This is a genomic window from Amycolatopsis xylanica, from assembly GCF_900107045.1.
GTDB classification, from domain to species: Bacteria; Actinomycetota; Actinomycetes; order Mycobacteriales; family Pseudonocardiaceae; genus Amycolatopsis; species Amycolatopsis xylanica.
The window spans coordinates 244,829-260,821 of the sequence record NZ_FNON01000010.1 but is presented as its reverse complement, the minus strand read 5'-3'; the positions used below and the strand labels follow the sequence as shown (position 1 = coordinate 260,821).

The window sequence follows — 15,993 nt, the reverse complement described above, 5'->3', positions numbered from 1 at the left end:
GCGCGCTGCGTCAGGTGCCACATACGACGCCACGCAGGATGATGTGCGTGGGATGCCGGAGAACGCCGAGGTCTTCGCGCGGATCCGTGGCGTAGACCAGCAGGTCGGCGTGGGCGCCGTCGACGATGCCCTGATAGCCGAGCCACTCGCGAGCGGCCCAGGAAGCCGAACCCAGCGCCTGCTCGGTGGTCATGCCCGCGCGGTGCAGCGCCTCGATCTCGTCGACGAGACGGCCGTGCGCGACCATCCCGCCCGCGTCGCTCCCCGCGTAGACGGAGACGCCCGCCTCGACGGCGCCGGCGACCATCTCCCCGACGCCGGCGTGCAGCGCGCGCATGTGGTCGGCATAGGTCGGGAAGCGCGTGGCCTTGTCGGCGATGCCGGGGAAGTTGTCGATGTTGATCAGCGTCGGCACGAGCGCGACGTTGTTCTTCGCCATGCCGTCGAGCTGGTCGGCGGACAGGCCCGTGCCGTGCTCGAGGCAGTCGATCCCGGCGTTGAGCAGGCCGTCGAGCGCGTGCTCGCCGAACACGTGCGCGGTGACCTTGGCGCCGGCGTCATGGGCGACCTCGATGGCCTCGGCGAGGACATCGTCCGGCCACAACGGCGCGAGGTCGCCCACGCTCCGGTCGATCCAGTCACCGACGAGCTTGACCCAGCCGTCGCTGTTCTTGGCCTGCTCGGCGACGGCCGCGGGCAGCTGCTCGGGATCGTCGAGCTCGATCCCGAAGCCGGGGATGTACCGCTTGACCAGCGCGAGATGCTGGCCCGCGCGAATGATCCGCGGCAGATCGCCGCGCGCCTGCAACGGCCGGACGTCGAGCGGAAGACCGCAGTCGCGGATCAGCAGCGTGCCCGCGTCGCGGTCGGTCTTGGCCTGCTCGGCCGCCTCCTCGAGCGAGGTGGCGCCGGTCGCGCTGAGCCCGGGGTGGCAATGCGCGTCGACCAGGCCCGGGACGAGGAAACCCTCGATGGTCTCCGCGCCCGGAACCGGTTCGCTGGTGATGCGGCCATCGGTGATCCACAGGTCGCGCCGCTCGTCGTCCGGCAGCACGACCCCGCGCAGGTGCAGTGCGGTCATTTCTGCGGCGGCAGCTTGAACTTCGACGGGTCGAAGCCCGGCACATCGTTCATCCCGCCACCGAGCGAGCCCAGGTCGGGCATCCCACCGCCGGGCGGCAGCATCGGCATGCCGCCGGGGAAGCCGCCGCGCATCTTGGGCTGGGTGGGGCCGCGCCCGCCCTTCTTACCCTTCTTGCCCTTGCGGCTCTTGCTCCCGCCACCACCGCCGAACCCGAACCGGCCCGCCATCTGCGCCATCATCTTGCGCGCCTCGTAGAACCGGTTGACCAGGTCGTTCACCTCGCGCACGGCCACACCGGAGCCATTCGCGATCCGCAGCCGCCGCGACCCGTTGATGATCTTCGGGTCGGCCCGCTCGGCAGGCGTCATGCCCCGGATGATCGCCTGGAGGCGGTCGAGGTGCTTGTCGTCGACCTGCGCGAGCTGGTCCTTCATCTGGCCGGCGCCGGGCAGCATGCCGAGCAGGTTCCCGATCGGCCCCATCTTGCGGACCGCGAGCATCTGCTCCAGGAAGTCCTCGAGCGTCAGCTGGCCGCTGGTCAGCTTCTCGGCGGCCTTCTGTGCCTGGTCCTGGTCGAACGCCTGCTCGGCCTGCTCGATCAGCGAGAGGACGTCACCCATGCCGAGGATCCGGCTGGCCATCCGGTCGGGGTGGAAGACGTCGAAGTCTTCGAGCTTCTCGCCGTTCGAGGCGAAGAGAATCGGCTGCCCGGTGACCTGCCGGACGGAGAGCGCGGCACCACCGCGAGCGTCACCGTCGAGCTTGGTCAGCACAACGCCTGTGAAGCCGACACCGTCTCGGAAGGCTTCGGCGGTGTTGACCGCGTCCTGACCGATCATCGCGTCGACGACGAACAGGATCTCGTCCGGCGTGACGGCATCGCGGATGTCCGCGGCCTGCTTCATAAGCTCTTCGTCGACGCCGAGACGGCCGGCGGTGTCGACGAGCACGATGTCGTGCTGAGCGTGCTTGGCCTCTTCGATCGCCCGGCGCGCTACATCGACAGGGTCGCCTACGCCGTTGCCAGGCTCCGGGGCAAACGTCGTGACGCCCGCGCGCTCACCGACGACCTGCAGCTGCGTGACGGCGTTAGGACGCTGGAGGTCACACGCTACGAGCAGAGGAGCGTGTCCCTGCTTCTTAAGGTGCATGGCCAGCTTGCCGGCGAGCGTCGTCTTACCAGCACCCTGGAGACCGGCGAGCATGATGACGGTCGGCGGGTTCTTGGCAAGGTTCAGCCGTCGCGTCTCGCCACCGAGGATGGTGACGAGCTCCTCGTTGACGATCTTGATGACCTGCTGAGCCGGGTTGAGCGCCGCGGAGACCTCAGCGCCCTTCGCCCGCTCCTTGACCTTCGCGATGAATTCCTTCACCACGGCGAGCGCGACATCGGCTTCGAGCAGCGCGATCCGGATCTCACGCGCGGTCGCGTCGATGTCCGCGTCGGACAGCTTGCCCTTGCGCGTCAGTGTCTGCAGCGCAGAAGTGAGCCGATCGGAGAGGGTGTCGAACACGGGGTCTGCTCCAGCTGAGTCGTCGGTGCTTAGCCCCGAGGGTAGTCGTATCCGGGTTCCGAGGCCGCACACTCCCCACGCGCGACCTCGGAACCCTTACGGATGGCCCGCCCCTCGAAGGCCAATCGCCGGGGAGTTCGCCAGACCCCCAGTACCGGGCGATCCCGCCTTGCGATGGGTTCGATCTTGTACTGGGCGGCGGCGTTACGGGAGCGTGATGTCCCCTGGATTGCCGTGGGTAGATCTACTCAGGTTCTCGTGGAGCTGCTCGCTGGCGTCGCGCCTATCGGCCCATGTCTCGCTGAGATGCACCACTCGTTTGGCTTCGGCCAGCGTGGATCCCTCGCTCAGCGCGCGGATGCAGTCGACCTGCGAAAAGCCGTTGGCGCGCAGCATCGCGAGCTTGGCCTCGACGTCGTCCAGCCCGCAGGCTTCTTCGAGGAGTCGTGCGTAGTCCTCTTCCCCGATCATCGGCCCTGCGGAGTCCTCTCGTTCGCACGCTTCGCAGCCTGCGCGGCCGCTTTGGCCTTATCAGCGGCTAGGAGGCTGTTGCGGAGCGAGGCGAGCAGTGCGTCGACGCCCGCTTCCTGGACGCCCTCGGTCGGCTGAAGCAGGTCGCTGCCCTCGATCTTGGCCTGGATCAACGTCTCGAGGGCTTCGCGATAGCTGTCGGCGTAGTCGCGCGGCTCGAAGTCGCTGGCGAGCTCGTCGATGAGCGCGACCGCGGCCCTGACCTCGCCGCGGGTGACGGTGATGTCCTCGTACTGGAACGGGAAGTCGGGGGTGCGGATCTCGTCGGGCCAGAGCATGGTGTCGAGCAGCAGCGTCTGGTCGTAGACCCGGAGCGCGCCGAGTGTCTCCTTCTGGCGGAGCGCGACCCTGACGATGCCGACCTTGCCGGACTCCTTGAGCGCCTCGACCAGCAGGACGTAGGGCTTGGTGCCCTGCGGCTCGGGTTCGAGGTAGTAGCTCTTGGTGAAGTAGATCGGGTCGATCTGGTCGAGCGGCACGAACGAGTGGATCTCGATGGTCTCGGCGTTCGGGAGCGGGAGGCTCGCGAAGTCATCCTCGGTGAGCATGACGACGTCACCGCCGGGGACCTGGTAGCCCTTGGCGATGTCCTCGAGCGGGACCTCTTCGTTGTCGAGCTCGCACACTTTGCGGAACTTGATCCGGCCGCCGTCGGTCTTGTGGACCTGGTTGAGCGGGATGCTGTTCTCCTCGGTGGCGCCATAGACCTTGACGGGGATGGCGAATGCCCCGTACCCGATCGTTCCCCTCCACACCGCTCGCATGAACCCAGTTTAGCTCAGGTGTTCGAATCTGGGCTGCTACAAACGGGTGTTGGACGAGACGCTCGAGATCACGCTTTCGAAGGACGGACCGGCTTCGGCCAGGGCTTCACCCGAATAGTGGACGGCTTCCGCGGCTGCTCGGAGGACTTCGGCGAGGACTTCGACCTCGACGGCCGGGGCTTCGGAGAGTGCGGTCGTCTTGGCGGCGTCCATGCGGACGGCGAGTCCGCCGAGGGCCCTGGAGATGGCTCGCTGGGCTTCGAGGACCTGGATGATGACCTTGGCGACGTCCTCGGGGTTGCCGAAGTCTTGGGGCGACTCGGCGCATTTAGCCAGCTCAGCGGCGCTGGCGGCGAGGTGCGTGGCTACTACGGTGGACGGCAGGACGGGCTCGCTTGCGCGCACCATCCGGATCACCGCCCTGACGTCTAGCCGACAAGTGCAGGCACATCTTGCCAGCGCCCGTACCTCAAGTCGCGGCGACACTCCGAGCAGTCCTCGGTACGCACGACCGAATGCCAGCCGCCTCAAACCGCCATGAAACGGCAGCACCTACAAGAGCGCGAGTACGCCCCGGAAACTCAACTTCATACCACCTTTGCGTAGTACCGAACCTCCGCCAGCGAATCCTCCGCAATACCACCCAACTCTGGATCATCAACAAGACCCTCGAGGCAAGAAACCAAACGAGGTCCGACAAGTCCGCGCATCCGTCCAAGGTGCCCCATGCACGTCACCGCCAGGGAACGCAAGTTCGGGTCATTACCCTCCCTCAATTGCTCCAGTAGCAAATCCTCCAACCAAACGCGATCCGGATCATCGTATGTCAATGCGAGGAGCGCACGCGCGGCACGAGGGCCGTCTCCACTCGCAAGATCATTCATCATTTCAGACCGCCACAGCTGATCCGCCGACATGTCACTCATAAGGTGTAATTGCTCCCGACTTTAAAGCGCGCCGCAACGCATTCCTCGCACCTTGCATAGCAGGGCTTTTCGCGAAGTCAGATCGAACATGACCATGAAATACCTCGTTTGTACCACCTGGCGTCTTACAACCACAAGGAGCTGCGGGGTGAGTCCGATCAAGCACGACAACGTCCCCATTGGTGGGATCGATCCCGACTCGACGCGGAGCTGTCGATTTGATCTGGACCGAGTTCTCCAGCGCGCCCTGACCATCGGCGGGCTCCCTGCTGTTGGGACCACGAGAGGTACTTCGCACCTCATTGTTATGTTTACCGCCAGCCTCATAAATTCGATCACCGCAATTGTGAACGAGAACGGGAGTAAGGCCAGCGAGGACATTGTAGGTGTGAACACCGTCAACGGTGAGGTCGAAAACGGGGGCGTTCTGCTGAAAGTGGCGGACCGCCGTAACAACCGAAGGCTGACCATCTGGCGAGTGTAGGTGCTGCCCAGGAGCCAGGTCACCGATCGCGACCCACTTACCGACTTCCTCGGCCCAAACGGGGTGCCAGTCGGTGGCGGTGACCTTGCCGAACCCGCCATCGGCCTCCACGGTGATTTCGGTGCGCTCGTCCTCATCAGCATGAATGAGCGTACCGACTACCTCGTGCCGCTCAACCCCTCCTGTCTCAGGGTTCGTCGACAGGACGAAATCGCCGATCTTGACCTGCTCGATGGGCTTAGCAGTGCCGTCCGCCATCGCAACCAAAGTCCCAGCAACGAAGCTGTGCAGAGCACAGCTCGTGGCGCCACCACCGCCGCGTTCGGCCGCGCTCGCGGCCTTCGCCTCCTCGGCAGCCTTAGCCGCTTGGGCCGCAGCGCGCTCGGCATCAACAGCCATCCGCTCGGCCGCCATGCCGGCTTTTTGTGCGTCGACCAGCACACGCTCGGTATCGACGATGACCTTCTCGGCCTTGGCCACTTCCTTGCCGAAGGTGACCAGGGCCTTGGCGCCCTTCCAGAAGTCGGCGATGATCTCGCCGGTCTTCAGGACCTTGCCCCACGGGATCAGGTTGACGACCGTCCGAATGCAGGCGCCGACCGCGCCATGTGACAGACAATCCTTGATGTCGTCCCAGCCGATTAGCCCCTTTATGAGGTCACCGGCCGCATCGATGAAGACATCCCATTTCGTCTTCTTCACCAGTGCTTGGGCGTCGCGGTACGCCGCAGTGTTCACATTGTGGTCTTTGATGTACTTGTCCTGCGCGGCCTTACCTGCCGCAGTCCCAGCCGCGTCGCCCGGGTTGGGATGGCACTGGTAGGTACAGCTGGGCGAAGCACCTGGCGGGCAGTAGAGACCGTCCTCGCCCATGTGATGGCAGGTCGACATACCACTCGGGTCGGTCAGAGAAACCGGTGAGTTGCCCGCATAGGCGTAGGCGTTCCACTCCTGCGGAACCTCCGCGTTGAGCAACGGGTCCGCTTTGGTGAAGCGGCCTGTGGACGGGTCGTAATCACGCGCCCCAAGGTGGGTGAGACCAGTCGTGTCCTGGTAACCGCCTACGAAGCCGTGCTTGTCCGGCCAACCCGGTGGGACCGCGTCGCGGGAATTACCGAATGGGTCGGTGAAGCGCTGAGTGACCTGCAGCGTTCCCGCGGTGATCGACATGCCGTTCGTGCCGTGGTGGTCACTGAGCATCCACTTCAGGCCGGTCGATCCCACTCGCTCGGCGACCAAACCGCCGCCGTGTGTGTAGAAGCGGGTCGCCGTGACACCCGTTGTGCCGGCGGTCTGGAACAGCTCCAGGTCACCGATGGACAATGTCGCGCCGGTCGGATCGTGCGAGATCAGCCGTGAGCCGTCGGCGTCGTAGACATACGTGCTCGCGCCTGTCTTGTCCGTCTCGCCGGCCGTTTGCCCTTCGGAGGTGTAACTGAACGTTTGAGTGTCTCCGCCGACGTTCCTCGTACGCGTCGAACCAACCTCGTCGTACGTGTAGCTGCTGGTCGAGGTGCCGTTCGGGCCGCTCGTGTCGACCTTCTGCAGTGCGTGCGGGCGAACAGACGACGCCCCGGATGCGGGGTAGGTGTACTTGCTGGTCACATCACCAGCGGGCTTGTGCTCGACCTGCTTCGTGCGGTTGCCGATCGGGTCGAACTCGTAGCTGTTCCAGTACGGTGCCGCTCCGCCCAGCGTCTTTGCCGACTTCGCGGTCGCGCAGTCGCCGGACGACGGCGTCCACGCCTCCGTCATCCGCTGGAGGTAGTCGTAGTCGAAGCACTGGACGTCCGTCTTGCCGCCGCTCGGGGTGTCCGCGATCTTCCGGACCGTGCCGGCCGGATCGTAGGTATACGTCCGCTTGGTCAGCTCGGACCCGACCTGGGTCGCCTTGATAACGGTGGTCGTCTGTGCCCGCCGCGTTACCTCGTCGTAAGTCTGGGTCAGGCCTATGTTCGCCGACGAAGTGGCACCGTCGAGCTGGAGCCGGGACATCTCGTTGTACGAGGTGTAATCGCTCTGCGAGACCAAATTCGTGATGACCCCGTTGGAGTCGATCGCGTAGCTCGTCGACGGCAGCCCGAGATCCGTGTAGGTGTGCATGATGTGTTCGGCAGGCAGGTTCCCTGCCTTCGGGCTGCCCTGGTCGACTATCGCGCCGGTCGAGCTGTACCGCGTCGTGAACTCGTAGGTGCCTTGCAGCGGGCCCTCTTTCGCGGGGATGTCCACCGCAGTCTTGGTCGGCCTACTGTAGCTGTCATAGTTGACGACTCGCTTGGTGTACGCGTTCTGACCGTCCCACCGAGTCGACGACGTGAGCAAGCCGAGTCCGCGCGGCAACGTGTCGTAGGTCCAAGTGGCCAACGTCGGGCCGGACTCCGAACCCTCGGTTTGCTTGACCTTTCTGCCCAGCGCGTCGTACTGGACGATAAGCTTCTTGCCACGAGCGTCGGTCGTCGACGTCAGCTGGCCTGCCTTGTCATAGCTGAACGTCGACGTGCCCGCGTCCGGGTCGGTCTGCGAGATCTTCCGCCCACGCAGGTCGTACGTGTCGGTCCAAACGTTGCCTGCGGAATCGGTCATTCCCGTCATCGCACCGGCGGCGTTGTATGTGTAGCTGGACACGTCGGCCGGGTTGGCACCGCCTGGCGTGAAGCCGTTCTTGTATTGTAACCGTTGTACAGGCTGGCCCTGCACGTCGGTCACCACGGTGGACGGCGACGCGCCCGCCGGCGGGATGGTGGTGGTGCGATCGCCTTCATAGATGGTGCTCGTCCGCCACTGCTCGACCGCTTTGGACTTCAAGATCGAGGCTGTCGTCCTGCCCCTGCTGTCGTATTCGGTGACCGTCTGGTTAGGAACGGTGTTGTCCGCAGCCGCGACCAGCGTTCCGTTCGGACCGGAGTCGGCATTGAAGAAGGCGCCGTTGGTCTTGAACGGCAGACCTCGGGAGTCGTAAAGGGTGTCGGTGAGCACCCGGCCGCCGCCGTGCGCCGGGACCTGAACCTGGCGCGACCGGCCGAGTCCGTCGTAGATCGTGTACGAGTCGGTGTACGCCCCGTTGTCCTGCAACGACTTCGTCCGCACCGTGGTCGGTGTCTTCAGGCTCAGCGTGTACTCGAACGTCGCGGTGGCCGAATCACCTCCGGCCTTATTTCGGCCGGGGTTCCACACCGCAGTCTTCCGCCCGAGCGCGTCGTACTCGACGTCGGTGCGCACATTGTTCACGTCCACCGACGACGTCGGGTTGCCGCGCGATGGTTCCAAAGTGGTGGTCGACACCCAGTTAAACGTGTTGGTGGTCTTCGTGCCGGTCACCGGCCCGCCGGACGACGGGATGAATTCGGTCTTGATGGTCTTGTCGAAGACGTCGGTAGACAGCACCTCACGGCCGTATGCGTCGTACTCGTTCTTCGAAGTCGTCACGAAATGCTTGCCTGCGCTGTCCCAGCTGTCCAGCGTCCGGGTTTCGGTAATGTCTCCAGCTTCCGGCGGTGCGCCGAATTCGTTGTGGTCGTAGGAGACCTGGACATCGGTGATGCTGTTCTGGGCATTCGCCTCGTGGTCGCAGGTGCCCGCGAACATGTAGCTCTCGTCAGACCGGTCGAACATGCCGTTGTCGTTGGCCACATAGGTGGTTTTGGTACAGGTGTCGTCCGCGCCGGTACTCGTATCGCCGCGGTCTTCCTGTTCGATGGCCATGCCGTCGTCGTTGAACTTCCGGTTCACCTGCGTGCGACGGTAGGTCTTGCCATCCGAAAGCAATGTCCGGCCGTGCACTGAGCCGACATTGATCATGTACGCCTTGAGCAGATCGTCCGAGCTGGTGGCGGTCGGACCACGTAGCCACGGGTCGTTGATGGACGACGAATCGACAGTCTTGCCGTCCGGCAAATAGGTCCGAGACTCACGGACGAAGCCCTGCAGCGGATCCTCGTCCACAATGGACCCGCCGTCGGAATCTTTTACCGATGCCGGCCTGGTCCCGTTCGGCAGATGGTCACCATCCATGCCACGCAGATACAGCGACTCGTTGACCGTACGAACCGTGTTGGGTGCGCCTATCGAAGTGCGCACGAGGTTGTAACCCCGCCATTGTCCCCAGGTCTTGCGATCGTCCGGCGTGAACTGGCCTTCGTCGTAGTGCCAAGCCGCGTCGCCGACATAGTCGTAGTGCGTCACCACCGGTTCCGAGCCGCCGGTCAGGTCTTCTTCGGTGACATCGGTGACGACGTACTTGTGAAACCAGTCAAGTACTGGATCCTTCGCCGCCGGAGGGCTCCAATACGAGGCATAGCAACGCATGGTGTCCGTCTCCGGCGAGTCGGGTATCCGCTCGTTCGCGACGCAGTCGGGCGCCGAGTAGGCGATGGTGACCCGGCCGCCGGTCTCGGTCCTGATCTCCTTCATCCGGCTTCGAGTGAGTGGCGTGTACTTGTCGCCGACGGTGTCGACCCGGTTCGGGAAGACGTATCGGTCAAAGGTGGTCGGCGGCATCGTGATCGACTTGTCGCCGTTCTTACCGGTGTGCGTGATCGAAGTCAGCCAGAGCGCGGGCGGCATCGCGTCGCCCGATCCGGGATAGTCCTGCTTGAAATCCCATTGATCGACATCGACCGGCTTGCCTGCCGCGAAGTACTGGCTGTGCATTGCGACCAAGCGCTTCCGGGTGAAGAACGCGGGCGCACCATAGTCACAGGGCTTGCCTTCAGCGCAGATCTGGTCGAAAGGAACGTCCGGCCATGCGTTCGCGGTGTCAGCGGTCAGCTTGTCCGGCTCACAGGCGAAGGTATCCGTGGGAATACAACGCTCAGCGGTGTCGAAGGTGACCTGGTTGGTCGGCCCACTGCCATAGACGCTGTCGTTGGCCAGCCGGAGCCCATACTCGACCCGCAGCGGGTAGCCGCCGGCGGTGTAAACCGTGCCAGCGGTGGTGACGTTGCGGTTGAGGCCGTAGTAGTTCAGTTCTGGCTGGTAGTAGTAGGCGCTGGCGTTGCCATGCGAATCCACCATGTAGTCGAGATTCCAGCGCCACGCCTGCTGGCACCAAGAGCCAGCGAAGTTGTTCGCCTTGTAGCAGTCTTCGCCGTCATTGTTTCCGAAGACCGGGACGGTCCATGTGGACTCGGTCTCGGGCTTGCCATCGGTCCAGCCGGGAGGACGGTTGAGCCCGAAGAAGTACTGCGTGCCATCACCGGTCGTGACCTTCCAGTGCTGGCCGTGTGAAGCGCCGTTTTCGGCGCCAGTGAGCAGCTCGACCTTCGAGCCGTCATCCTGTTTGGGCCTCCACAACTTGTCGTCGACCTTGATGAGCTCGGTCGACTTGCCACCGAGCGAAAGCGTCGCGTTGTCGATGCCCCAGCACTGGTCACCGGTCTTGGTCTTGCCGTTGTTCCCGTCGAGATCCTCGCTACACGGTTTGTAGTGCCGTTCGACGAAACCGCCAGGTGTGAAGTTCCAGCCATCCCCGACCCATGATGTCTGGTTGTTCGTTCCCGACGTCAGACCATCCACACTGGACGATGAGTAGGCCAGTCCGAGATTCGGCCCGTCACCACTCGGCGATTTCGTCACGGAGAACGGGTAGCCGTAGGAGAAGTCTCCCGATGAACCGCCGCTTGACCACGAACCCGCCGCGGCGATCGGGGGCGCTGTCGGTGTGCCCGACGAACCGGACGAGCCCGCTGCCGCGGCCAGCACCCGGGTCTGCTGAGCGCTCGCCGTTATGCCCTGTGCCTGCGCCGGGAACACGATGTCGGCACCGACCTCGCGCCTGCCGCCATCGTTCACCGAGTTCTCGATCGGCGTCCGCACGCGGCATTCCGCCTTGGCAGGCGTGGTCAGCGCACAGGCCGGCAGCTCGAACATGCGCAGCCGGTCGGCCCAGCCCGCGCCGAACGCGCCGGCGAACGTGCTGTAGTCGAGTCCGACGTGGACTGGGTCGGCTCCGGACCCGGTCACCGTGAGCAGCACGCCATGCAGGCCGAGCGCGTTCGCCGCGTTGTGGTCGGTGACGTGCACATGCACCTTGGACGCGGTCCTCGCCTGCGTGTCCTTGGACGGCGCCACGCGGACCGGTGTACCACTCGGTTGCACACCGGCTCGCTGTTTGGCGTCAGCGCCGGCGGGCGGCACATCGACGTCACTGTCCGAAGCCGGCGGCCAAATCGGCTTCGGCAGCGGCTGGGTCTTCACGTCGATGTCCGGGACCTGTTTCGCAGGCACGGGCTTGACCGGGATGCTGGGATCCTTCTGTCCTGGAGGCAACGTCCAGCCAGTAGTGCCGACCGTCGCTGCGACCGCGGTCCCACCCGACGCGAGCATGACCGCGACCACGGCGATGGCGGTGGCTCTGGAGAAACGGCCCATCCGGGCCCACCTGGCACCAGCACGCATAAGAAACCTGCCTAAATGTCCGAGACGGGGAAGAAAGTCAGGGGTGGTCGACGATCGCGTCGGCGTTGATGTGCTGCGCGTCGAGCACACCGCTGTACAGCCGGACGCCACGCAGATCGCCGTACCAGAAGTCGGCGTGATAACCGTTCCATTCACCACTGCCGAGGAACAGGTCTTCGAGTGCGCTCGCGCCGTTCCAGCCGGTCACACCGGTCAGGCAGGTGGGCGCGTACTGATAGGAATCGGTTGCCGCGTAAAGGCAGGCGGTATGAGTGATGGCGTCGTAGGTGCCGGTCAGGTGAGTCCAGACATTGGACTCGGCGTCCACGTCCGACACCGAGAATTTGCCGAGCGGGTTCGCCTGTGTCGCACTCGGATCGGTGACCAGCCAGCTCCACCGGGGGTGCCATACCCCGTTCGAGTCGGTGATTCCGCGGTAGCCGAGCATGTAAGGCGAGAACTGCGGGGAGTTCACACCCACCGCGGCCCTACCCGGCTTGTCGACACCGGAAGGATTCTTGGCTGGATCGGCCTGTTTCGCAGCCGCGATGTCGGCGTCAGTCCAAGCGTGCTTCACCCACGCCTCGACGGTGAAGCTCCGGTCGCTGCGGAGGTTCTGTGGACGCGGTCCCTCGATCTGTCCGCTTGCGTCCTTGCCGAACCGGGCGACAGGGGCACCGTCTGAATCAGTGGTCATGGTGACGGCGCCGGAGGACACACCGGAAGCCCCACTGACCTTGTCCAGTGTGGAACCGTCGAGCTGGTAGTTCGCCCGCAGTACTGCCGAGTTGGCAAGCCCGGCGATCTCGTCCGCGGGCAACGTGCGATCCCAGACCTGCACCTGGTCGATGCTGCCGCGGAAGAACGCGTCCGGCAGGCCCCGAGCGCGAATCTGCCCGATGGTGAACCCACCCGTCGCGTTCCAGACACTGCCCGCGGGGATGGCGATCTGGCCTTCGAGCACGCCGTTGACGTAAAGGAGGATCTTGCTTGTCGAAGCGTCGTAAACACCCGTGAGATGGGTCCAGACACCCGCTTGAGGAATGCTGGTCGAGGCGGTCCATCGATAGGTGTCCGCGTCTGTGTCGGCCGAGGGCATGCCCATGATCCATCGGTTCGAATCATGGGAATAGCGGAGCTGGAACCCGCTGGCGTGGGAGCCCTCCTGCCCGAAGACCGCGTAATAGCCGTCGGTGTCGGACAGCTTCGCCCAGGCGGAAACCGTGAAGCTCTGCGCGGTGTCGACGACGGGGTTCTTGGAGCGAGCTCCCGCGGATCCGGTCACCGAGATGCCCTGCCCCGAAGACTGGCCGACGCTGCTGTCGGTCGCGGACTGGCCTGACGCATTGGTATAGCCTGGCGTGTAGGTCACGCCGTTGCCGAATGTCAACGTTTCATCCGTGCCGGTCGCATCCGTGGTCACACCATCCACCGTGTACTCACGAATCGCTGAAAGGCCGGTTGGGACGCCATTGTGGGTATAGAGCGTGTTCACATCGGCCGCTGGCAATGCGCGATCGAACACCGCGATCTCGTCCAACGCGCCTTTGAGCAGATAGCCACGTGACCCGCTCACCTTGGCACCGCCGAGCACCAACGGGCCACTGCTGTTCCACGTTGTCGCCGCGACCGTCGATTGTGCTTGTCCGTTCACGTAGAGACTCGCCGTGTGCGCTCCGGCGTCGTAGACAGCGGTGAGGTGTGTCCACGCATTTGCCGTCGCAGGCGCCGCGGACAGCGCTGACGCGGTCTGCGGGTTGGCAGTGTCGGCGCTGCTGACGCTGAATGCCCATTTACCTGTTTCCAGATACTGGACGACAAAGCCACTGGTCTGGCCGCCGTCTTGTGACAGCACAGCGCGGCGGCCAGTGAGATCCGCCGGGTTCACCCAGGCCGAGACAGAGAACGAAGCGGTGGTGTCGAGCACTCGGGCGCTGGTGGCGAAGTAGTCACCTGCTTGGCTGGTCAAGGTCGCTGCCTGGCCGAGCTTACCCGCGCCGAAGTTGCCCATTCCTTGTCCCGCGTAGCGCAGCCCAGTCGCCTGCGAGGTTCCGGTGCCTTCGAGCTGCCATGAGGCGACCGGAGCCGACGCGTCTTTCACGTTGAACGTGTAGTCGGTGCGGCTCGAAGCAGTCGCCGCGCGGTTGCACGACCAGACACTCAGCACGTGGGGACCTTTGGACTGCGGTGCGATCGCGGTCGTGGCGGGGCCGTTGAACGCCACGGGCTTCACTGTGCCCGGCTCAGTGCCATTGCAGGCAGGCGAGGCGGTGTTGTCCAGCTTCCAGACGTAGTGGCCGACCGTGGTCGGCGAGTTCGCGACGCTGAAGGTGAAGTCGCCTGGCCTGCCGGGACCGCCGCCGAACGTACCCGAAGGGTAGGTCTGCGAAGCGACGGCCGGTTTCGCGGGCGCACTCAGCTCGACCTCGACCTCACAGCCTGCCGACCACGCGGTTTCCTTGCCGTCGGTGGTATGCACGTCCCAGGAGTAAAATCCATCCGCGTTCATCAGCGACTGCGGCAGGGTCGCCACCGCGTTCCGGTTGTTCGTGTCCTCATCGCTCAGGACGTTGTCGACACCCGTCTCGTTCCCGTCCCACGTGTACTTACCGGTACTGACAAGTCCTTTGTACACACGGAATCCGGCGTAAAGCTCGTAGCCATCCGGGTCGGAGACGTTCGCCTTCGCCACGTAGGCCGTACTGATGCGGCCGAGTACGGGGCGAGACGCGCCTCTGACACAGCGAAAGCCTTGGCTGCCATTGAAGAGCTGCAAGTTGGCCGGCTTGTTGGGTGGAGAGTTGTAGGTGACCGTGAATCCGACATCCGTGGTGTAGCGCTTCCAGCTGTGCAGGTCGTTTTCGTTCGGTGCGACGATGCCGAAGGTGAACGCCGATTCCCCGTTGTTCACGAGAGAGGCGATCGTCGGAGTGACCACGAAACTGACATTGCTGGAGCAACCGTCGACTGTGCCTAGGGTTTCCCCCCAGCCCGGGCCGCTGTTGAAGGCCATCCCGGAGTCGATGCCGTTCGCCAGCACGACGTTGTTCGCGGGCCCGCAAGTCTCCGAATTGATGACATTCAGGTTCAGCACCGCGTCGTAGATCAGGGTGCCTTCCAGCCCGCTCAGTCCCAGCTCGACGAAAGACCGCGCGGTGACGAGGTGCGAACCGTGGCAGTTCGTGCGCGTGTCATTGACATAGCCCGCGCGCAGCTGATCGTCGTTGTCCCACTGCACGTCGCCCGGCGTTTTGCCACTACCACACGCGTACTGGACCAGGTAATGATTCCGATTACAGGAGGTGCAGTAGTTGTCGTGCCATTCCGGGTCCACATATACGGGGAACACCGTATCGGCTCCGGCGAACATGGTCTGGTCTGGACTGAGGGTGAGCTTGGTGCCCGAGAGCTCCTCACCGACCGGTGCTCGGCGACCACCGGGAGCGGGCCCGCGCAGGAAGTTGTGGTTTGCCGCGTCCGTGCCCGACGAGTCCCACATGATCGCGGGTGGCGCGGTGAACTTTTCGGTGCCCGCCGTGTCACGTACGTGCAAGGTTCCATCGGCGTCCTTGGTCACGGTGCCCTGCCGCACCGGGATGGTGAAGCCGAGTTTCGCGAGGGCAGGATTCTTGGCGGCTTCGGCCGTCTTGACCACGACAACCTCATGCACGGTGTCGATGTCGACTTCGAGCTTGAGATCGACGCCCGGAAGGATTTCGGGGTAAGTGGCGGTCGATCCGGTCACGACGGCGGCAGGCAACGCACCCGGCCAATCGAATCCGGTCGCCGTGCCGTCCTGAGTCAAGCTGAGGAGAGGTTGCGCGTTCGCGGACTTGGCCGAACCGGAACGGCCCCGAGACAACGTGATGTCCGTTGTGGCGGCCTTGGGCGCGAGCACTCCCGCGTCGGTCTGCACCAAGGTTGAGTCCGGCCGGACCCAGGTGCCGTTCTGCTTGACCCGAACCGGTCGCGTGTGCCGGGTCCTGGTGAACGAGCCATTCGGGTTCGCGACGGTCTCGTCCGTCTCGGTGGTCTGGTCCATCACCCGAACGGATTTTTGGCTCTGCTTGGCGAACTTCGACGCAGTCACCGAATCAGGCGCGACGTCTGGAACCGCGGCCGCCGCGACATCCTGACCTGGAAAGGCCGTGGCCGGGAGAACCCCGAACGCCACGGCCAGCACAACGAGAAGCACGCCGAGTCTGGATCTCGAGCAGCATGAACGCATGCCAGAAGGCATCGGAAGTTCCCCCCATCACCTGCGGTCACAAGACCTGACCACAACCAGGCAGAA

At 64.4% G+C, this 15,993-nt stretch carries 7 protein-coding genes; all 7 read right to left on the bottom strand.

Features of this window, described 5'->3' with window-relative positions:
• Positions 1 to 10 precede the first annotated feature (10 nt).
• Positions 11 to 1,081 (bottom strand): amidohydrolase family protein, encoded by a 1,071-nt coding sequence (locus BLV57_RS36270; protein ID WP_091297383.1) that lies wholly within the window; start codon positions 1,079 to 1,081, stop codon positions 11 to 13.
• Positions 1,078 to 2,598 (bottom strand): signal recognition particle protein, encoded by a 1,521-nt coding sequence (ffh, locus tag BLV57_RS36265; protein WP_091297382.1) that lies wholly within the window; start codon positions 2,596 to 2,598, stop codon positions 1,078 to 1,080. Before ffh ends, BLV57_RS36270 begins: the two co-directional genes overlap by 4 nt.
• A 204-nt stretch (positions 2,599 to 2,802) precedes the next feature.
• Positions 2,803 to 3,069: a hypothetical protein gene (locus BLV57_RS36260; protein WP_091297380.1), complete on the bottom strand. Its 267-nt coding sequence runs from the start codon at positions 3,067 to 3,069 to the stop codon at positions 2,803 to 2,805.
• Complete coding sequence (ku, locus tag BLV57_RS36255; RefSeq protein WP_091297377.1) at positions 3,066 to 3,893, bottom strand: non-homologous end joining protein Ku; 828 nt, start codon at positions 3,891 to 3,893, stop codon at positions 3,066 to 3,068. The genes BLV57_RS36260 and ku overlap by 4 nt, the downstream gene beginning before the upstream one ends.
• Positions 3,894 to 3,929: 36 nt before the next feature.
• Positions 3,930 to 4,301, bottom strand: a complete 372-nt coding sequence (locus BLV57_RS36250) for a hypothetical protein (protein ID WP_091297375.1) — start codon at positions 4,299 to 4,301, stop codon at positions 3,930 to 3,932.
• Between the two features lie 510 nt (positions 4,302 to 4,811).
• Complete coding sequence (locus BLV57_RS36245) at positions 4,812 to 11,672, bottom strand: RHS repeat-associated core domain-containing protein (protein ID WP_176968960.1); 6,861 nt, start codon at positions 11,670 to 11,672, stop codon at positions 4,812 to 4,814.
• Positions 11,673 to 11,736: 64 nt separating this feature from the next.
• A complete protein-coding gene (locus tag BLV57_RS36240) occupies positions 11,737 to 15,894 on the bottom strand; it encodes a LamG domain-containing protein (RefSeq protein WP_176968959.1) in 4,158 nt (1,385 codons plus the stop codon).
• Between the last annotated feature and the right edge of the window lie 99 nt (positions 15,895 to 15,993).

Bases quoted from the DNA above. Each gene is read 5' to 3' on its own strand.
- BLV57_RS36250 (WP_091297375.1), bottom strand. From the start codon at position 4,301: ATGGTGCGCGCAAGCGAGCCCGTCCTGCCGTCCACCGTAGTAGCCACG.
- BLV57_RS36270 (WP_091297383.1), bottom strand. From the start codon at position 1,081: ATGACCGCACTGCACCTGCGCGGGGTCGTGCTGCCGGACGACGAGCGG.
- BLV57_RS36260 (WP_091297380.1), bottom strand. From the start codon at position 3,069: ATGATCGGGGAAGAGGACTACGCACGACTCCTCGAAGAAGCCTGCGGG.
- BLV57_RS36245 (WP_176968960.1), bottom strand. From the start codon at position 11,672: ATGGGCCGTTTCTCCAGAGCCACCGCCATCGCCGTGGTCGCGGTCATG.
- ku (WP_091297377.1), bottom strand. From the start codon at position 3,893: ATGCGAGCGGTGTGGAGGGGAACGATCGGGTACGGGGCATTCGCCATC.